We start from the raw sequence: 19262 nt of genomic DNA, 5'->3' as shown, positions 1-19262 counted from the left end.
CACTGACGCGGCTCGGCATCGATGCCGGCCCCGCAACAACGATCGTCCCGCATGCGCCTCTTCACGACACGCCGTCGGCATCTCCTCCGTCGCCCTCCGGTGGCGACGTCGTTCCTCCTACTCGCGGCGTTCGCGGCCACCGACGCGGCGGCGGGCTCGGAACCCTGCTTCTTCGCGCACCCGCATTACGAAGACCTCGCCCTGTGCGGGAGGCACAGCAACCCTTGGGTCGGCCCCAGGTGGAACGACGCGATCTCCTCGGTCCGCGTTCCGGCGGGCCTCGTCGTCGAGCTGTTCGAACACGCCAACCATCGCGGTCGCTCGGTCCAGCTGACCGAGAACGTCAGGAAGCTCGTTGACATCGGCTTCAACGACATCACGTCCTCGTACCTCGTCTACACGAGACCGAACCTGATGATGGCGTCCGTGCAGTTCGCGCAGACCATGCTGTACGACAGCGCCGACGGCGACCTGGAGCTGGTGGCCGACAAGGCGGTGCTGCTGAAGGTCAATGTGACGACGGCGGACCGGGACGGCTCCCATCGGGCCGCGAGCGTGCGCATCGACAACACCATCGACGGCGGCAGCCGGGAACTGGCACTGAGCAAGCCGCTGTATGACCTGCTGCCCATGACGGTGTCGGAGACGCAGACCCTCCTTGACGCCTACAGCGTCACCATCCCGGCGGAGCTGGTGAAGCCGGGCCTGAGGGTGACGGTCACCATCGCCGGCCTCCCCGCGCGGAGCTTCACGCCGCGGGTGGGCGTCGCCGGGCCGATGCGGCTCGTGCCCATCCCGGTGCGTCTCGGCGGCGCGACGGGCCGGACGCCGGCGGACATGGCGGCGTTGACCGCGCGTCTGCAGGCGCTGTTTCCGGTGTCGACGGTGACGTCGACATCGCGTCCGGTCTTCGTGTCGGGCAAGGTGAAGACGCTGCCGACCGACGGAACGGCATGGAGGCGCGCCTTCGACCAGGTCCTGGTCGAGATGGAAGAGCTGCGACACATCGAGGGCGCGACGAGCCAGGATCACTACGTCGGCTTCCTTCCCAAGGAAAGCAACCGCGGTGACACGGGCGTCGCCTTCTGGCCGGGGAACGCCGCGGTCATCGCGGACCGGCCGGACCATCCGGACGCGGTGCGCGACACGGTCGTGCACGAACTGGGTCACAACTTCTCGCTGGACCACGCCCCGTGCGGCGGCGCCGGCTCGCTGAATGCCGACTACCCGTATCCCAATGCCAACCTGGGAAAGCCGGGGCGACATGTCTGGAGCTACCTGTCGGACACGAAGCGCTTCCACGACCCACGCCCGACCGATCGCCACGATGTCATGAGCTATTGCGACGGAACGGTGTTCTCGGACTATCACTACCGCAAGATGCAGCGCCACGTGACGGGCGGGCGCGGCGGCGTGGCGGCCGGCGCGTCGGCATCCACCGCGGCCGGGATGACGGCAAGCGTCGAGAAGGCCGCGCGGGAGGTGCTGCTGATCAGCGGGCTCCTGCGGGACGGCCAGGTCGAGTTCAGTCCGGTGAAGGCGCTGTTCGCCAAGCCGGACGCGTCGGCCGGCCCGTACCTGCTGCGCGTGCAGACGACGAGCGGCGAGATCCGGGATGTCGCGTTCACCGCCCGGTCGCTGGGGCATCGCGACGACGTGCGGCACTTCAGCGCGATCGTGCCCAGGGCCGATGCCATCGCCAGCATCAGCGTCCTTCGTGACGGCGTGATGCTGCGGCAGGTGCCGACGCCGTCCCGGGCGAACGGCGGGCGCACCAGGCGCGCCGTGCCCGCCGGAGGGACCTCCGGCGTGGCGGGCGCGCAGGTCCGGATGACGGAAGCCGCCGGCGAGGCGTCGGTGCGATGGCACGCGCAGGCCGCGCCGTTCCTGACCGTGACCTGGACCGACGGCACGCGACGCCTGAACCTGGCGCAGGACCTGGAAGGCGGCGAGGCGACGCTGGACACGCAGGCGCTGCCGGCCGGCGGCCGCTTCGAGTTCATCGTGTCGGACGGCCTGAACGCGCGGCGGGTCGAGCTGGCGCGCTGAGCCCGACCCGCGGGATGCCCATCGCGGCATCCACCCGATATCGATATGCGCGAATCCAACTTCGCGCCGCGCGGACGCCTGTCTACGCTGCGAGCCACTCGTCATAACAGGTGGCTCCGGGATGCACGTTCCCTCTTCCTCCGCTGAACTCATCGCGCTGCCCAGCGCGCCGCTGCACGCGCGGATCAAGGAGATCCTGCGCGGCCGGATCCTCGACGGCAGCTACCCGCCGCTGTCGCAGCTCCCGTCCGAGAGCGAACTCGGCGTGGCCTTCGGCGTCAGCCGCATCACGCTGCGCCAGGCGCTGGCCGCGCTGCAGCGCGAGGGGCTGATCTACACGCTGCAGGGCAAGGGCAGCTTCGTCTCGCGGCCCAAGGCCTTCCAGAACGTCAGCAGCCTGATGGGCTTCGCCGAATCGATGTCGGCGATGGGCTACGAGGTGCTCAACCAGCTGCAGGGCCTGCGCTTCCTCGACGCCGATCGCGAGGTCGCCGCCCGCCTGAACCTGGCCGAGGGAGCCCCGGTCGCCGAGATCCGCCGCGTGCGGCTGCTCAACCGCGAGCCGGTGTCGCTGGAGATCACCTACGTGCCGGCGGCGATCGGCAAGCGGCTGGCGCAGGCCGACCTCGTCACCCGCGACATCTTCCTGATCCTCGAGAACGAATGCGGCCTGCCGTTGGGCCATGCCGACCTGAAGATCGACGCGACCCTGGCCGACGCCGAGCTGGCCGCGACGCTGGGCATCGGCGAGGGCGCGCCGGTGCTGCGCATCGAGCGGCTCACGCACGACGCAAGCGGCACGCCGATCGACTTCGAATACCTCCACTTCCGCGCCGACGCCTTCCAGTACCGGCTGCGCGTGGACCGTCACCGCCAGGAGCGCTGAGATGCAGACCTTCGAGCATGAATACGACGTGGTCGTCGTCGGCGGCGGCACCGCCGGACCGATGGCCGCGGTCAAGGCCAAGCAGGCCGATCCGTCGCTGCGCGTGCTGCTGCTGGACAAGGCCAACGTCAAGCGCAGCGGCGCGATCTCGATGGGCATGGACGGCCTGAACAACGCCATCATCCCCGGCCACGCGACGCCCGAGCAGTACGTGCGCGAGATCACGCTGGCCAACGACGGCATCGTCAACCAGAAGACGGTGATGGCCTATGCCCGCGACAGCTTCGCGATGATCGAGGAGCTCGACCGCTGGGGCGTGCGCTTCGAGAAGGACGAGACCGGCGACTACGCCGTCAAGAAGGTGCACCACATGGGCAGCTACGTGCTGCCGATGCCGGAAGGGCACGACATCAAGAAGGTGCTGTACCGGCAGCTCAAGCGCACCCGGGTCGAGGTCACCAACCGGCTGGTCGCGACCCGGCTGCTCACCGCCGCCGACGGCCGCGTCTGCGGCGTGATGGGCTTCGATTGCCGCACCGCCGACTTCCACGTCATCCGCGCCAAGGCCGTGGTGCTGAGCTGCGGCGCGGCGGGCCGGCTGGGGCTGCCGGCCTCGGGCTACCTGTTCGGGACCTACGAGAACCCGACCAACGCAGGCGACGGCTACGCGATGGCGTACCACGCGGGGGCAGAGCTCTCGGGGCTGGAGTGCTTCCAGATCAACCCGCTGATCAAGGACTACAACGGCCCCGCCTGCGCCTACGTCACCGGCCCCTTCGGCGGCTACACGACCAACGCCGAGGGCCAGCGCTTCATCGAGTGCGACTACTGGAGCGGCCAGATGATGTGGGAGTTCTATCAGGAGCTGCAGGGCGGCAAGGGCCCGGTGTTCCTCAAGCTCGACCACCTGGCCGAGGAGACGATCGCCGCCATCGAGACCATCCTGCACACCAACGAGCGGCCCAGCCGGGGCCGCTTCCACGCCGGGCGCGGCACCGACTACCGCGAGCGCATGGTCGAGATGCACATCTCCGAGATCGGCCTGTGCAGCGGACACTCGGCCTCCGGCGTCTGGGTGGACGAGCACGCGCGCACGACGGTGCCGGGCCTGCATGCGGCCGGCGACATGGCCTGCGTGCCGCACAACTACATGCTGGGCGCCTTCGTCTACGGCAAGCTGGCCGGCGAGAGCAGCGCGCGCTTCAGCGCCGGGCACGACTTCGCCGCGGTCGACGCGGGCCAGGTCGAGGACGAGCGCCGCCGCGTCTGGGCGCCGCTGCTGCGCGAGGACGGCCTGCCGCCCAACCAGGTCGAATACAAGCTGCGCCGCATGGTCAACGACTACCTGCAGCCGCCGAAGGTGACCCGCAAGATGGCGATCGGCCTGGAGCGCTTCGAGGCGATCCGCGAGGACCTGTCGCGCCTGAAGGCGCGCGAGCCGCACGAGCTGATGCGGGCGCTGGAGGTGCACGCGATCCGCGACTGCGCGGAGATGGCGGCGCGGGCCTCGCTGTACCGCACCGAGAGCCGCTGGGGCCTGTACCACGCGCGCGTCGACTTCCCCGAGCGCGACGACGCGAACTGGTTCTGCCACGCGCAGCTGAAGAAAGACGAACGCGGCGAGATGGTCAGCTTCAAGCGCGCCATCGAGCCCTACATCGTCCCCATCGCCGATGCCGAGCGCCACGCGTACCGGCACCTGCGCATCGCCACTCCCGCCGAGGCCCTTCCCGCATGACTGCCATCGCTCCCCTGGCGTTCCATCCGAGCGCCGTTCCCGTCACCGTGGACGCCGACAAGTGCATCGCCGACAAGGGCTGCACCGTCTGCGTGGACGTGTGCCCGCTCGACGTCCTGGCCATCGACCTGGTCAAGGGCGCGGCCTACATGAAGTTCGACGAGTGCTGGTACTGCATGCCCTGCGAGAAGGACTGCCCGACCGGCGCGGTGCGCGTCGACATCCCCTACCTGCTGCGTTGACCCTGGAGAGCCCGTGAACCCCATCCGATCCCTGAGCGCCGCCGTGCTGGCGGTCATCCTCGCCGGCGTCACCGCCGGCGCGTCGGCCGAGACCATCCGCGTGGCCATCGGCACGCAGGACACGACGATCAACTGCGCCACCGGCGGTTTGCTGATCCGCGAGCTGAAGCTGCTGGAGAAGTACCTGCCGCGCGACGGCCGGTACAAGGACGTCAGCTACGACATCCAGTGGAAGAACTTCACCTCCGGCGCGCCGCTGACCAACGAGATGGTCGCGGACAAGCTGGACATCGGCTCGATGGCCGACTTCCCCGGTTCCAACAACGGCGCGGCCTTCCTGAAGGCGGGCAAGCGCAGCGTGTTCATCACCGTGCTGTCGGGCAGCACGCTGGGCAGCGGCAACGGCATCGTGGTGCCGCGCGACTCCAAGGTCACGCTGCTGTCGGAGCTCAAGGGGCACACGATCTCGGTGCCGTTCGCGTCCACGGCGCACGGCATGCTGCTGCGCGCGGTGGCGGCCCAGGGCTGGGATCCACAGAAGGACGTGACCATCATCACGCAGGCCCCCGAGGTCGCCGGGCCCGCGCTGCAGGCCGGCAAGATCGAGGCGCACGCGGACTTCGTGCCCTTCGTCGAGCTGTTCGAGCATCGCGGCGTCGCGCGCAAGATCTACGACGGCGCGCAGGCCCAGACGCCGACGTACCACGGCTCGCTGGTGAACGCGGCCTACGCGGAGCGGTATCCGGAGGTGGTCGTCGCCTTCCTGCGCGCGGCCATCGAGGCCGATCGGCTCATCGCCGCCGAGCCCGAGAAGTACAGCGAGCTGATCGAGAAGGTCACCGGCATCGACGCGGCGGTGAACTACCTCTATCACGGGCCGCAGGGGCTGCAGACGCGAGACTTCACCTGGAAGCCGGAGTACCGGCAGGCGCTGAAGACCTCGATCGAGACGCTCAAGCTGATGGGGCGAGATTCGCCGCTCAATGCCGAGACCTTCGTCGACGACCGCTACCTCCGCGCCGCGTTCAAGCAGGCGGGGCTGAACTACGAGCAGCGGCTGGCCAACAAGGACAAGCTGCCGTTGAAGGCGGTCGACGCGACGACCGGGAAGCCGATCGTGGACCTGCAGCGCGTGGCCGGCATCTGGGTGCAGGGCGAGCCCAAGGTGCGCCACTACGCGAGCATCGAAGGCGCGCTGGCCGACCTGCGCCGGATCGAGGCCGGCGGCGGCAAGGCGCGCGCGGTGTACGTGCATGACCTGATCCAGCGCATCAAGCTGCTGGCGCCGACCAGCTGGTACGCGATCGACGGGAAGGGGCAGTTGAGCGCCTTCCTGCAGAAGGACACGGCCGCGGCCTACGCGTCGGCCAACCGCGGCCGCGTGCTGGACTTCGCCGGCGCGAAGGCGGCCGTGAAGCCGGCGTCCTGAGCGGCGGATGCGATGAGCGCGCTCCCCACCGCCATCCCCGTCGGTACGGCGTCGACTTCGGCATCGGCATCGGCATCGGCGTCCGCATCGGCGTCTCCTCCGGATCACCGCGGGCGCCGGCCGGTGCCAATCGGCGGCTTGGCGCTACGCGTCGGCTCGATCGTGGTGTGCGTCGTGTTGTGGCACCTGGCCGCGACCGCGCGGTGGAACCTCGGTGTCATCACCTTCGCCAACGTGCCGCCACCCGCCGAGGTGCTGGAGGCGGCATGGCAGCTGCTGCGTTCGCCCAAGCTCGTGGCGCATCTGACGAGCAGCCTGCTGCGAGTCGGCCTGGGCTTCGGCGCGGCGGCGTTGGTGGGCATCGGGCTCGGGCTGCTGGTCGGGCGTTCGCGCTGGGCGCGGGATGCGTTGCTGCCGCCGCTGGAGGTGCTGCGGCCGATCCCCGCGGTGGCGTGGATCCCGCTGGCGATCCTGATGTTCCCGTCGTCGGAGGGCAGCATGGTGTTCATCACCTTCACCGGCGCGGTGTTCCCGATCCTGCTGAACACGATCCACGGCGCCGAGGCGGTCGACGCGCGGCTCGTGGCCTCGGCGCGCAGCCTGGGCACGCGGCGCGCGCGGTTGTTCCTCGAGGTGATCGCGCCGGGCGCGGCGCCCAGCATCGTCACCGGGCTGTCGATCGGCATGGGGACCTGCTGGTTCTGCCTGGTGACCGCGGAAATGATCGCCGGCCAGTACGGCATCGGCTACTTCACCTGGGAGTCGTACACGGTGCAGAACTACCCGAACATCGTCGTCGGCATGCTGTTGATTGGGGCGCTTGGCATGGGCAGCAGCGCGTTGATCCAGTGGGCCGGGAGGCATTGGATGCCGTGGTACCGGCCGCAGCGAGGCGCGCAATGACGGCGCCGTTGCTGTCGGAGCGAGCGGCGCCGCCGCAGGCGCGATCGCTTCAAGCGCCGTTGCCGTCGCCGCCACAAGCGCCGCCTCGGCCGAGGCCGTCGAGCGGCCATGTCGCGGTCGACCGCGTCAGCATCGAGGTGGGGCAGGGCGCCGCGCGCTTCGAGGTCCTGCACGACGTGTCGATCGACGTCGCGCCCGGGGAGTTCATCTGCCTGCTGGGACCGTCGGGCTGCGGCAAGTCGACGCTGCTGGGCGCGCTCGCGGGGCACCTGCGGATCGCGCGTGGCGAGCTGCGCGTGGACGGTGCGTCCATCGTCGGGCCCGATCCCGCGCGTGGGCTGGTGTTCCAGCAGCACACGCTGTTTCCGTGGAAGACGGTGCTCGGCAACGTCGCCTACGGCTTGAAGATGAAGGGCGTCGACCGCGCGACGCGCGAGCGCGAAGCTCGCGAGTTGCTCGACCTCGTCGACCTGTCCGGCTTCGAGCACCGCTACCCGCGCGAGCTGTCCGGCGGCATGCAGCAGCGCGTCGAGATCGCACGCGTGCTGATCAACCGGCCGCGCGTGCTGCTGATGGACGAACCCTTCGGCGCGCTGGACGCGTTGACGCGGTCGCGGATGCAGGAACTGCTGCTGTCGCTGTGGTCGCGGTTGTCGCCGACGGTGGTCTTCGTCACCCACGACATCGACGAAGCGCTGTTCCTGGCCGATCGCGTGCTGGTGATGAGCGCGCGGCCGGGGCGCATCGTCGAGGCGCTGCACGTGCCGTTCGAGCGCCCGCGCCGCGCGGAGCACCTCACCGATCCTGCGTTCGTCGCGCTCAAGCGGCGCTGCCTCGCGCTGCTGCGGCACGACACGGACGGGCCGCCGCTGGAGCGACTCACGCCGCTGGGCGCGCCGCCAACGCCGTCGCAATGGCGATTCGCCGTTTGAGGTCGTCCGACTGCCCGATCCCATCGACCCCTCGATCCATCGACCTGATGGGCGCCATCGATTCGGTTGCTTCCATTGGTCCCCAGGCCCCCCTTTGATGCCCATGACCTTCCTTTCATCCGATACCGATCCCCGCGTCGACGACCTGCGCCAGCGCCTGTCGAGCCCTGACGCAGGCGTGCGGCGTGTCGCCTTGCTCGACTTCACCGACGTGGAGGACGAGGCCCTGCTGCCCGCGTTGGTGGCGGTGTTGCGCCGCGATCCGCAAGCGACGCTCCGGGCCGAGGCCGCCCGCGTGCTGGCGGGCTGGAACGACGGCGACGTGGTCGACGCGCTGGCCGATGCGCTCCGCGACGAGGCGGAGGTGCGCGAGGCAGCGGCGCAGTCACTGGCCGAGCTGAAGGATCCGGTGGCGGGCGCGCGGCTCGTGTCCCGCGCGGATGACGCGGATGCGTTCGTGTCGGCGGCCGCGCTGCGCGCGCTCAAGGAGCTGCGCGTCCCGGCGGCGGCGGTGCCCGCGACGATGGCGCTCGCGCATGCCGACGTGGCGGTGCGCCGCGAGGCGGTGGGCGTGTTGGGTTGGTTGAAGCATTCGCCGTCGCTGCCTGCGCTCGCGGGCCTGGCCACGGAAGACGCGGATGCCGAGGTGCGCCGCGTGGCCGCTGGCGCGCTTGGCTTGGCGTCGCCGGGCGAAGCGGCATCGGTGTTGTCCGCGCTGTGCGCGGCGCTTCGCGACTCCGCGTGGCAGGTCCGCGAAGAGGCGGCGACGACGCTGGGCAAGCTGGGGCAGGGCGAGGCTTGCGAGGCGCTGAGGCAGGCGATGGCCGATGAGTACTGGCAAGTCCAGCTGCGCGCGGCGCGGTCGCTCGGCCGGCTGCGCGACGTGCAGGCGCTGCCGGTGCTCATCGAGGCGCTGACGGCGCGCGCCGGCAACCTGCGCAAGGAGGCCGCGATCGCGCTGGGCGAGATCGGCGATGCGAAGGCGCTGCCAGCGCTGGAGGCCGCGGACGCCGATCCGGATCCGGAGGTGCGCAAGGCCGCGAGGCTGGCGCGCCAGCGGTTGTCATGAGCGCCGGAGTTCAGAGCGCATCGGAGGCGCCCGAGGGCATCGAGGTCGCCGGTAGCGAGCTCCGGCTGCGATGGTCAGACGGCGAGCTGACGCTCAGCGCTACCTCGCTGCGCGCGGCGTGCCGTTGCGCCCACTGCGTCGCCGCCTCGCGTCGGGGCGAGGCGTCAGTGGTCGATCCAGGAATTCGGCTCATCGAGGCCGACCTGGTAGGGCATTACGCGTTGCGGCTCGGGTTCAGCGACGGCCACGCGAGGGGCATCTATCCCTGGTCCATGCTGCGCGATCTGGCGCGCGCGCCGGCGCCAGCCGGCTGAGCGATCGACGCCGATCCGTCACCCGCCGATCCGGGCCACGGCCGCCTGGATCTCGTCCCAGCGCTTGCGCAACGCGGCCTGATCCAGCGGTTCCGGCGTGATCTTGAACAGGAACGCCTGCTGCGACACCGAGCCAAACATGCGTTCCTCGGGGAAGCGGTTCAGGTCCGAGACGCAGGCGTTGTAGTCGAGGCACTGGAAGTTCTCCTGCGCGACGCGGTCACAGTCGCCGCGTTGATTGCAGGCACGCAGTTGCACCGCGAGCTGCAGCAGCGCGCGGTCGATGATCGCGGGCAGCTCGGTCGCGGGCTGCAAGCCGAACGGCGCCATGGCCGGGATGTCCAGCATCGTCCGCATGTGGTCCAGCAGCTCGATCGACTTCGTCTCGATCACCTGCTGGAGGAGCCGCTCGCGTCGCGCGGCATCGCGCATCAGGCCCCGGCCCGCATGCAGATCGGCGGCGAGCTCGCCAAAGCCGCCGTCGTCCTTGATGCCATAGAGCGGGCGGAACCTCAGCTCGCCGAAGCCTTCGCAGGCCTGGGCGGTGCGCTTGAAGGCCTGCTTCATGGTGTCGGTCACCTGGTCCTTGTGGAGATGCACGGCGGTCCGGAACTCGAGATCCAGGCGCGAGCAGCGCTGCCGCGCCTGCTCGACGGCCACCGCGTCGATCAGCGCGCCGCTGATCGCGGCCTGATGCGCGGCGACGCGGATGTTGGTCTGGCGAGCCTGGGCGAAGGCGCGGTCCCAGCGGAGCGCGGGGCTGAGGCTGGCGTTGGTCGCGGGTGCCGGGGCGGGCGTGGACGCTGCGTCCGATGACGGTAAGGCGGCGGGTCGTCCCGCGGGGAAGTTCCGCGATGCAGCGGTGTCAGACACCGCGCTTGTCGCTGCGTCACTCGCGGAGGACGCTTCATGCCCGCTGAAGAAGACCAGCACTGCGGCCAATGCGCCGAGAACGGCGCCCGCCGCGGCCAGCCACCACGTTGTCCATCTCACGACGTCCTCCCCAGGACCTTGTTTGGAGGCGTGACGATACAGGGTTGGGCGCCACACCGCCGGGGCGACGCGAGAGGGAAAGTCCGCGCCGGGTATCGGCGCTCGAGGCACTAGCATCGCCGCCGGGAGGAGGCGCCAGATGAAATGGCTGAAGGTCGTTCAGGTGCTGTTGTTCGCGGCCAGCGGCGCCTATGTCTTCCTGCCCGTCGTGCACGACAACTTTCCGTCTCTCTTCTTCATCCTGCTGCCGCTGATCCTCGTGATCGGGCCAGTGTCGGCCCGCGCGGCATTGAGGGAACGTAAGCGCAAGGACGAGGCGCCGGAGCGCTCGGGCGCCGAGGAGCGGTAGGCATGGCGCTGTGCACCTTCATCGCGGGCTACCGAGGTTCCAACGAATGCCGTTCTCAATGATTCGTTGCGTTGCAAGCGTGCCGCTGGTCGCGGCGACCACCTGCGCGCTGGCAGACGGAGTGAGCCGGCCCGACGAAAGGATCGTGATTCAGCGCACTTCGGACGCGGCGATCATCGGGTTCGAGTGGATCGACCCGATCGGGGATCGACTGACTTTGATTCGGGCGGGGTCACGCTTGTGTGCAGTTCGCTTCTCCGATCCGGTGACCCTGAATGATTCCTCCCGCCCTTCGACGTTCTCCAGCGGCGATCCCACTCGAAAGGTCGACGTCGAGATCTCGGAAGCCGACTGGCCTGTGGACGGCAAGGCGCCCATTTGGAGGAGAAGAACCGTCACCTTGTCGATGGGCGCCATGGTCGGCCTCGGGCATTGGTCCGTGCTGAAAGGGAAGTCCACGATCAAATGTGGCGCGACGCTCTTCGGCTGGATGTACCCCAGAGGGCTCGGCGTCCTGGATGGTCGAGCAGAGGTGTCGCCTACGGCTTGGCAATCCATCGGGGATGTCAATCTGCAGGACAAGAAGATGGCTTGGCACCTCCTGGACTCATCCGGCAATCGCGGCTGGATCGCGGTTCCTCTCGAAGCGCTGCCGGGCGCGAAGACCATGGGTCGCGCAGCCGCAACCGGCGTGAGCATCGGCGTCAAGGTATTTCCCAACTTCGCCAAGCCGGAGTGAAAACCCGCGAAACGTAGGTGCCGCTTGAAGCTCGTCCAAGTCACACGCAAGCATCCGCTCGATGCCGTCATCTGCGATCTCCTCGCGGAGCATCCGGCTTTCGTCGTTGCTTCGGAGAGGCGATGCCGAGCTCAGGCGATGCGGTCCAAGCCGGCCAGGGTGATCAAGGCGGCGGAGAAGAAGTTGGGAGAACAGAATTGACGTCATCTTCAGACGAAGGGAATGGCTTGTGACCGATCACCCAATCAAGCGACTGTTGACCGTCGTCGGCTGGATCTCCCTGGCGATGGGGGTGTGCGTGGTCGGCTACGTTGTTCGTGTGCTCATGACAGGGGAAGTGGTCCTCGCTTCCCGATCGACGTCCGACACAGTGGTGTCGATGTCGAGCGGCTGGCCCTTTTGGGTCGGCGTGGCGATCTATGCCGTCGGGGCCGTGACCTTCGTCTGGATCGCCCTGGCGCTCTTGCGGCCGAAGAAGGCCTAGCTCGCCGTATTCATGCTCCTGTCGACGCCCATTCCACTCGCTGAAGTAGCTGACAGGATGAAAAGGAGGCCTTCAATCGAAGGCGCAACACCATGAAATGGATCAAGTGGCTGCAGGTCCTGCTGGCCGTCAGCACGGCCGTCTACATCTTCGTGCCCACCCTCTTCGACATCTTTCCGGCTGGCTTCATCGTCGTTGTCGTTTGCCTCATCGTGACGGGTCCCATTTCAGCGCGCGCTTCTCTCAAGGCGATGAAGCGGACCCCAGCACCGCCTCCATCGTCTCCGGCATCGCCGGCGCTCGCGGCACCGGGCGATAGCGACGTCCCGCACGCAGCGCCGGCCTCATCGGCTCGGCCCGACCGGGCCGACGCCTAGAAGCTGAGCTTCAGGCCGATCTCCAGCTTGCGCTGGTTGAACTTGCCGAGCTGCGTCCGTCCGCTGCCGAACGATTCGAACTCCAGCGGCACGGACAGCGCATCGCTGAGCCTGGCCTCGACGCCAATGCCCCACATCGGACGGACCAGGCGATCACGGACCGACTGCCCCAGCGAGTCGCGGTACCGGAAGCGGTTCACCGCGAGACCGGCCTTGCCGAACACCGAGAACGTGTCGTCCAGATCCACCGAGTAGCGCCCCGCGATCGAGAAGACGTCGGACGAGATCCGCGCCGTGTCGCGCGGGCCGGACGTCAGGCCCGTGAATCGCCAGCTGCCGAAGGCGCCGTAGCCCGCCTCCAGCGACCAGGCGGGGGTAAATCGCAAGCCGCCGTACAGGCGCACGGCCGTGGGGTTGTTGTTGTTCTTGATCGTGCTCGAGGGCCCGTTGCTCAGGCGTGCCTCGCCGGGCGTGGCCCACGAGAAACCAACGTAGGGATCGGCTGCAAACGCCGCCGAGGCGATCCAGGCCAGCGGGATCGTCGCGAGAAGTCGGAGCGGAAACGTCTTCACTGCTGCTTTCAGAAGGCTGTCGACATTGACGGCGCCATTCTGAAAACGCGGACCTTAAGGAATGCCCAAGACCGAGGCCGGCACGTGCAGCTCGAAGCGCGCGCCGCGGCCATCGGCGCCGGCCTCCAGCGTGACGCGGCCGCCCAGGCGTGCGGCGGCCTGCCGCACGATCGCCAGCCCCAGGCCGGATCCCGGCTGGTCATGGTGGCGTCCGCGCCAGAAGCGGTCGAACACCTGCGCCCGATGTTCCACCGCGATGCCGGGCCCGTCGTCGGCGACGCTGAGCCGCAGACCGTGCCGCGGGTCGGTCGACAAGGCGACCTCGATGCGGCCACCCGCGGGCACGTAGCGCAACGCGTTGTCCAGCAGGTTCTGCAGGATCGATGCCATCGCCACGCGATCCAGGCGCGCCAGCACCCGGTCCGGTGCGTCCAGCGAGAGGGACAGCCCGCGTTGCCGGGCGTCCGCGTTGCGCTCCGCCAGCAGTCGCGCGCTGAACGCGGCGACGTCGACGATCTCCACGACGGGCGCGGCGCGCGGATCGAGCGACGCAAGGTCCAGCAATTGCTGCGACAGACGCGCGCTCCGCGCGACGGCGTCGAGCATCGCCGTCGACGCCTCGTCGCGCGCCGCCTCGTCCCGCGCGTGCACCAGCACGTGCGCCTGCGCGGCGATCACGGCCAGCGGCGTCCGCAGTTCGTGGGCGGCGTCATGGACGAAGGACTGTTCGCGCTCGACCCGCTCGCGCAGGCGCCGCAGCAAGGTGTCGAAGGCCTGACCCAGCGGGCGCAGCTCGGCATACCGCAGGTCCATGTCCAGCGGAGCCAGCGTCGCCTCCGTGTCGAGGCCCTCGATGCGGCGCGTGAAGCGGCGCAGCGGCGTCAGGCCCGTCCGCACGGCCACCCACAGCGGGAGGACCATCAGCGGCAGGGCCAGCAGCAGTTGCTTGGACAGCTCCCAGCCGGCGAAACCCAGCAGCCGGGCGTTGTCGATGGCCGGCTCGGCCACCCGCAGCGACCAGCGCGGACCGTCCGCGCGCCAGGTCCAGTGACGCCGCCCGGCCAGGACCTGCTCGCCGACACCCACGCGCGCGATGGGCTCGGCGTGCGCGGAGGCGTAGAGCAATGTCCCCGAGCGGTCGTAGAGCTGCAGCAGCACGTCGCCGACGAGGAGGTCGGCGTCGGCGTGCTGCCGCTGCCACTCGCGCTGTGCATGGAGATGGCGCGCATGGCCGGCGATCAGCCGGGCCGCCTGCGCCGCATCGTCGATTTCATCGAGTCCCGCGGCCAGCTGGCGGCCGAGTTGGCGGACGCCGGGGTCGGCGGCGAGCTGCTGGCGGACATCGATCTGGTCCTGCACCAGCACCAGCGCGGCCAGCAGCGCGACCGCCACCAGCAGCGCGCCGATCAGGCGCCGGGTCAGCGTCGGACCCAGCCAGCGGCCGAACCGGTCGCGCAACGACCGGCGCGCGGACCGCCGGGTCATGCGCACTCCAGCCAATAACCGACGCCGCGCACGGTGCCGATGCGCGCGGCGCCGATCTTGCGGCGCAGGTTGGCCAGGTGCACTTCCAGCGTGCCGAAGTCCAGCGGCTCGCCCAGCGGCGACAGGCGTTGCGCCAGCGCGTGCTTGGCGACCACGCCGCCGCGTTCGCGCGCGAGCTCGATCAACAGCTGGAACTCCCGCGGTGAGAGCGACAACTCCGCGCCATCGAGCAGCACGCGTCGACGGGCGGACTCGATCGTCAGCGCGCCCAGGCGCCAGCAGTCGTCGGCCTGCCGGGCGCCGCGACGAACCACGGCCCGCAGCCGGGCGATCAGTTCCGGGATCTCGAAGGGCTTGACCACGTAGTCGTCGGCGCCGCCGTCGAAACCAGCCAGGCGGTCCTGCAAGGCCGCGCGCGCGGTGATCACGATCACCGGCACCGTGCAGCCCTGGCGTCGCCAGCGCGTCAGCAGGCGATGGCCGTCACCGTCCGGCAGCGCCAGATCGAGCAGGACGGCATCCTGCGCGTCCGGATCGAGCTGGACCGGCGCATCGGCCGCGCGGCGCAGCCACTCGCTGTTGTGGCCTTCGATCCGAAGCGCGGCCTGCAAGGCGCGACCGAGATTGAGGTCGTCCTCGACGAGAAGGATGTGCATGCGGCGTGGCGGCGGAGTCACTGAGGTGGCGCGCATTCTGGCGCAAGGCCGCCGGCGGGCCGGTCGTTCAGTCGATCCGCGACGCCTTGGCCGTCTCCACTGCCTCCACCGCCTCCAACACCGCCTCCGGCGTCGCCGGCACCCGCAGCGGCGGATCGCAACGCGCCGGCCCGCACGCGGCCACCGCATCCTTGATCGCCAGCAGCACCGAGAACGGCAGCAGCAACGGCGGTTCCCCGACCGCCTTCGAGCGATGGATGCTGTCCTTCGCGTTCGGCGCGTCGAACAGCGCCACGCGGAAGTCCCGCGGCATGTCGTTCGCCGTCGGGATCTTGTACGTGCTCGGCGCATGCGTCAGCAGCACGCCCGACTGCGGATGCCACACCAGCTCCTCGCTGGTCAGCCAGCCCTGGCCCTGCACGAACGCGCCTTCCACCTGCCCGATGTCCAGCGCCGGATTCAGCGACTGCCCCACGTCATGCAACACGTCCGCGCGCAGCACCCGCGACTCGCCGGTCAGCGTGTCCACCAGCACCTCGGCCACCGCCGCCCCGAAGGCGTAATAGAAGAACGGGTTGCCCTGCAGCTTCGCGCGGTCCCAATGCAGCCCCGGCGTCGCGTAGAAGCCGTCGCTCCACAGCTGGATCCGCTCCAGGTAAGCCTTCGCGACCAGCTCCTTGAACCCGATCGCCCGCGCGCCCGCCGGGCCCGTGCCCCGCACCTCGCCGCCGTCGAAGACGAGTGCTTCCTCGTCGCAGCCCAGCAGCCGCGCCGCCAGCGGCATCAGCCGCCGCTTGATCTTGCGCGCCGCGTCCTGCGCCGCCTTGCCGTTCAGGTCCGAGCCCGTGGACGCCGCCGTCGCCGACGTGTTGGCCACCTTGCTGGTGTCGGTCGCGCTCGCGCGCACCTGACTGGCCGGCACGCCCAGCTCATGCGCCACCACCTGCGCGACCTTGGTGTTGAGCCCCTGGCCCATCTCGGTCCCGCCGTGGTTCACCAGCACCGAGCCGTCGGTGTAGACATGCACCAGCGCGCCCGCCTGGTTCAGGTGGACGACGTTGAACGAGATGCCGAACTTCACCGGCGTCAGCGCCAGGCCGCGCTTGAGCACCGGGTTCGCCGCGTTGAACGCCGCGATCTCCGCGCGCCGCGCGTGATAGTCCGAGGTCTCGATCAGCCGGTCCGTCAGCGGCTGGATCTGGTTGTCCTCGACGTGCTGCCCATAGGGCGTCACGTCCTGCCCGTCGCGATAGAAGTTGCGCTGCCGCACCCGTAGCGGATCCAGCCCCAGCCGACGCGCGACGCCGTCCAGGATCATCTCGATGGCCAGCGCGCCCTGCGGTCCGCCGAAGCCGCGGAAGGCCGTGTTGCTCTGCGTGTTGGTCTTCGCGCCGTAGCCATGCATCGAGACATTCGGCAGCCAGTACGCGTTGTCGAAGTGGCACAGCGCGCGCGCCATCACCGGCGCCGACAGGTCGGCGCTGTGGCCGCAGTTGGAGACGAGGTCGATCTCCGCGCCCAGGATCCGCCCCTCGTCATCGAAGCCGACCGACCAGCGGTAGTCGAAGCCGTGACGCCGGCCGGTGATCAGGAAGTCGTCGTCGCGGTCGACCCGCAGCTTGACCGGGCGGCGGAGCTTGCCGGCCGCGATCGCCGCGATGCACGCGAACAGCGCCGATTGCGATTCCTTGCCGCCGAAACCGCCGCCCATGCGCCGGCACTGCACCACCACTTGATGCGCCTGCCAGCCCATCGCATGCGCGACCAGCTGCTGCATCTCCGATGGATGCTGCGTCGAGCAGTGCACCAGCAGCGCCTGGTTCTCCTGCGGCAGCGCGTAGCTGATCTGGCCTTCCAGGTAGAACTGCTCCTGGCCGCCGACGGCCCATTCGCCGTCGAGCCGGTGCGGCGCCGCGGCCAGCGCCGCCGCCGCGTCGCCGCGCGCCAGGTGCATCGGCGGGACGACGTACTGCCCGATCGCATGCGCCTCGCGCGCGGTCAGCACCGCCGGCAACGGCGCGGCGACGATCGCCTGCTTCGCCATCGCGGCCGCGCGTCGCGCCAGCTCGCGATCGGTGGCGATCACCGCGTAGACGGGCTGGCCGACATAGCGCAGCTCGCCGTCGGCCAGGATCGGATCGTCATGGACCAGCGGGCCGCAGTTGTTGTCGCCGGGAATATCCGCCGCGGTCAGCACCGCGACCACGCCCGGCTGGCGCCGCAGCAGCGCGACGTCGACCGACATCAGCGTGCCATGCGCCAGCGGCGACAGCCCCAGCGCCGCATGCAGCGTGCCTTGCGCCTCGGCGATGTCGTCGGTGTAGAGCGCCTCGCCGCTGACGTGCAGGTGCGCGGCCTCGTGCGCGCGGCTGACGCCGACCTGCGGCTGCAGCGCGACCTCGGCCGTCACGCCGATCGGGAGATCCGCCGGCTTGTTCATGCGACGCTCCGCTGCAGGTTGACGGCCTGCCACACGCTGGCCGATTCGGCCGCGATCGGCGCGTTCGCGCGTGTCTCCAGCCAGAAGCGCCGGATCAGGTTCGCCGCCGCGCGCTCGCGGTACGACGCGCTGGCGCGCAGGTCGGTCATCGGGGAGAAGTCCTCGCGCAGCGCCTCGGCCGCGGCGAGCGACGCCGCCTCGTCCCAGGCACGGCCCGCGACGGCTGCTTCGGCCTTCGCCGCGCGCTTGACGATCGCGGCCATGCCGCCGAACGCGAATCGCGCGTCGCGCACCACGCCGTCCTCCAGCCGCAGGCTCAGCACCGCGCAGACGGCGGAGATGTCGCTGTCGTAGCGCTTGGCCAGCTTGTAGCCGCGCAGCCGCGTGCCGGCGGGGAGGGCGGGCACCTCGAGCGATTCGACGAACTCGCCAGCCTCCAGCGCGTTCTTCATGTAGTCCAGGTAGAAGTCCTCGAGCGGCATCGCCCGCCGCGTGGCGCCGCGGCGCAGCACGATGCGCGCGCCGAGCGCGATCAGCGCCGGCGCGCCGTCGCCGATCGGCGAGCCGTTGGCGATGTTGCCGCCCAGCGTCCCGGCATGCCGCACCGGCGGCGAGGCGAAACGCAGCCACAGCTCGCGCAGCGCCGGCACGCGCGCGGTCAGCGCGGCCCAGGCGTCCTCCAGCGACACCGCCGCGCCGATGCGCAGCAGGCCGTCCGGCGCCTGCTCGACGCGGCGCAGGTCGTCGACACGGCCGGTGAGGATCACATCGCCCAGTTCGCGCTGCTGCTTGTTGACCCACAGGCCGACATCGGTCGCGCCGGCGACGAGCCGCGCCTGCGGCATCGCCTCGCGCAGGGCGGCCAGCTCGTCGGCCGAGCGCGGGGCGAAGACGCGCTGCATCGCGCCCGAACGCGACGGCGCCTCGTAGTGGAGCGACGGATCGTCCCGCAGCGCGCGCAGCGCCTCGACGATCGGCGCGCGGTCCAGCGTGCGGACCGGCGCGTCGAACATGCGCTCGCCGGCGTCCAGGATTGGCCGGTAGCCGGTGCAGCGGCACAGGTTGCCGGACAGGTCGTCGGCCAGTTCCTGGCGCGCGGGGCGGGTGCCGGCGGCCTGGTGGCGCTCGTAGATCGCCTGCATCGTCATCGCGAAGCCCGGCGTGCAGAACCCGCATTGCGAGCCATGACAGTCGACCAGCGCCTGCTGCACCGGGTTCAGGTCGGCGCTGCCGCCGAGGTCCTCCACCGTCAGCAGCGCCTTGCCGTCGAGCATCGGCAGCAGCTGGATGCAGGCGTTGACGTTGCGCAGCTCGACCGCGTCGCCCTGCGCGTCCAGCTCGCCGACCAGCACCGTGCAGGCGCCGCAGTCCCCTTCGGCGCAGCCTTCCTTGGTGCCGGCGCAGCGGGCGTGCTCGCGCAGGTACTGGAGCACCGTGGTCGTCGGCGGCAGCCCGGCGACGGCGGTCAACTGGCCCTGGTGGACGAAACGGATCGGACGGGGAGCGGTCATGGCGGCGCGGAACGGAAGCGGGCGGGCAAGCAAGCAGCGAGCACGGCTGGCAGGCGGATGCAATCACCCCGAACGGTACTCTCGTGATCTCGAC

The 19262-nt window shown here is 70.0% G+C and carries 20 protein-coding genes; 14 read left to right on the top strand and 6 right to left on the bottom strand.

The genetic code is table 11. The annotated features are described in order from the left end of the window. The first annotated feature begins 99 nt into the window (after positions 1-99). The 9 genes from N5D62_RS08535 (at position 100) to N5D62_RS08495 (ending at position 9562) form a co-directional block, all read left to right on the top strand. Positions 100-2049, top strand: coding sequence for a hypothetical protein (locus tag N5D62_RS08535; protein ID WP_279757273.1), 1950 nt, complete (start codon positions 100-102; stop codon positions 2047-2049). A 121-nt stretch (positions 2050-2170) separates the two neighbouring features. Then, the gene (locus N5D62_RS08530) at positions 2171-2935 is read left to right on the top strand and encodes a GntR family transcriptional regulator (RefSeq protein WP_279757271.1); all 765 of its coding nucleotides are present in this window, start codon (positions 2171-2173) and stop codon (positions 2933-2935) included. A 1-nt stretch (position 2936) separates the two neighbouring features. Then, positions 2937-4673 (top strand): fumarate reductase/succinate dehydrogenase flavoprotein subunit, encoded by a 1737-nt coding sequence (locus N5D62_RS08525; RefSeq protein WP_279757270.1) that lies wholly within the window; start codon positions 2937-2939, stop codon positions 4671-4673. Next, positions 4670-4915 (top strand): ferredoxin family protein, encoded by a 246-nt coding sequence (locus N5D62_RS08520; protein WP_279757269.1) that lies wholly within the window; start codon positions 4670-4672, stop codon positions 4913-4915. The genes N5D62_RS08525 and N5D62_RS08520 overlap by 4 nt, the downstream gene beginning before the upstream one ends. A gap of 31 nt (positions 4916-4946) precedes the next feature. Continuing rightward, positions 4947-6344, top strand: a complete 1398-nt coding sequence (locus tag N5D62_RS08515; RefSeq protein ID WP_279757325.1) for an ABC transporter substrate-binding protein — start codon at positions 4947-4949, stop codon at positions 6342-6344. A gap of 138 nt (positions 6345-6482) precedes the next feature. Next, positions 6483-7247, top strand: coding sequence for an ABC transporter permease (locus N5D62_RS08510; RefSeq protein ID WP_279757267.1), 765 nt, complete (start codon positions 6483-6485; stop codon positions 7245-7247). Then, positions 7244-8179 (top strand): ABC transporter ATP-binding protein, encoded by a 936-nt coding sequence (locus N5D62_RS08505; protein WP_279757266.1) that lies wholly within the window; start codon positions 7244-7246, stop codon positions 8177-8179. The genes N5D62_RS08510 and N5D62_RS08505 overlap by 4 nt, the downstream gene beginning before the upstream one ends. 103 nt (positions 8180-8282) lie before the next feature. Beyond that, a complete protein-coding gene (locus N5D62_RS08500; protein WP_279757265.1) occupies positions 8283-9248 on the top strand; it encodes a HEAT repeat domain-containing protein in 966 nt (321 codons plus the stop codon). Continuing rightward, on the top strand, positions 9245-9562 hold the full coding sequence (locus N5D62_RS08495; protein WP_279757264.1) for a DUF971 domain-containing protein: 318 nt from the start codon (positions 9245-9247) through the stop codon (positions 9560-9562). Before N5D62_RS08500 ends, N5D62_RS08495 begins: the two co-directional genes overlap by 4 nt. 18 nt (positions 9563-9580) lie before the next feature. Here the strand turns inward: N5D62_RS08495 and N5D62_RS08490 are convergent, their stop codons facing one another. Further along, complete coding sequence (locus N5D62_RS08490; protein ID WP_279757263.1) at positions 9581-10612, bottom strand: hypothetical protein; 1032 nt, start codon at positions 10610-10612, stop codon at positions 9581-9583. Positions 10613-10694: 82 nt separating this feature from the next. On the opposite strand from N5D62_RS08490, the gene N5D62_RS08485 reads away from it, so the two are divergent. The 5 genes from N5D62_RS08485 to N5D62_RS08465 all read left to right on the top strand — a co-directional run bounded on the left by N5D62_RS08485 (position 10695) and on the right by N5D62_RS08465 (position 12504). After that, the gene (locus tag N5D62_RS08485) at positions 10695-10904 is read left to right on the top strand and encodes a hypothetical protein (protein ID WP_279757262.1); all 210 of its coding nucleotides are present in this window, start codon (positions 10695-10697) and stop codon (positions 10902-10904) included. Between the two features lie 58 nt (positions 10905-10962). Further along, positions 10963-11643: a hypothetical protein gene (locus tag N5D62_RS08480; RefSeq protein WP_279757260.1), complete on the top strand. Its 681-nt coding sequence runs from the start codon at positions 10963-10965 to the stop codon at positions 11641-11643. 24 nt (positions 11644-11667) lie between these two features. Continuing rightward, the gene (locus N5D62_RS08475) at positions 11668-11844 is read left to right on the top strand and encodes a hypothetical protein (protein ID WP_279757259.1); all 177 of its coding nucleotides are present in this window, start codon (positions 11668-11670) and stop codon (positions 11842-11844) included. Between the two features lie 55 nt (positions 11845-11899). Further along, a complete protein-coding gene (locus N5D62_RS08470; protein ID WP_279757258.1) occupies positions 11900-12127 on the top strand; it encodes a hypothetical protein in 228 nt (75 codons plus the stop codon). A 92-nt stretch (positions 12128-12219) separates the two neighbouring features. Further along, positions 12220-12504 (top strand): hypothetical protein, encoded by a 285-nt coding sequence (locus tag N5D62_RS08465; RefSeq protein ID WP_279757256.1) that lies wholly within the window; start codon positions 12220-12222, stop codon positions 12502-12504. Here N5D62_RS08465 and N5D62_RS08460 read toward each other — a convergent pair. The 5 genes from N5D62_RS08460 to xdhA all read right to left on the bottom strand — a co-directional run bounded on the left by N5D62_RS08460 (position 12501) and on the right by xdhA (position 19168). Then, entirely contained in the window at positions 12501-13076 is a 576-nt protein-coding gene (locus N5D62_RS08460) for an outer membrane beta-barrel protein (RefSeq protein ID WP_279757255.1), read from the bottom strand. The two genes, N5D62_RS08465 and N5D62_RS08460, sit on opposite strands and share 4 nt — an antisense overlap. 54 nt (positions 13077-13130) lie before the next feature. After that, complete coding sequence (locus N5D62_RS08455) at positions 13131-14561, bottom strand: HAMP domain-containing sensor histidine kinase (RefSeq protein WP_279757254.1); 1431 nt, start codon at positions 14559-14561, stop codon at positions 13131-13133. Continuing rightward, the gene (locus N5D62_RS08450; protein WP_279757253.1) at positions 14558-15217 is read right to left on the bottom strand and encodes a response regulator; all 660 of its coding nucleotides are present in this window, start codon (positions 15215-15217) and stop codon (positions 14558-14560) included. Before N5D62_RS08450 ends, N5D62_RS08455 begins: the two co-directional genes overlap by 4 nt. Positions 15218-15284: 67 nt before the next feature. Further along, complete coding sequence (gene xdhB / locus N5D62_RS08445; RefSeq protein ID WP_279757252.1) at positions 15285-17657, bottom strand: xanthine dehydrogenase molybdopterin binding subunit; 2373 nt, start codon at positions 17655-17657, stop codon at positions 15285-15287. Beyond that, entirely contained in the window at positions 17654-19168 is a 1515-nt protein-coding gene (gene xdhA, locus N5D62_RS08440; RefSeq protein ID WP_279757251.1) for a xanthine dehydrogenase small subunit, read from the bottom strand. The genes xdhB and xdhA overlap by 4 nt, the downstream gene beginning before the upstream one ends. Positions 19169-19262 lie beyond the last annotated feature (94 nt).

It is taken from the genome of Mitsuaria sp. GD03876 (assembly GCF_029840635.1).
Classification (GTDB): Bacteria; Pseudomonadota; Gammaproteobacteria; order Burkholderiales; family Burkholderiaceae_C; genus Roseateles.
This window is presented reverse-complemented; position numbering and strand designations above follow the sequence as displayed.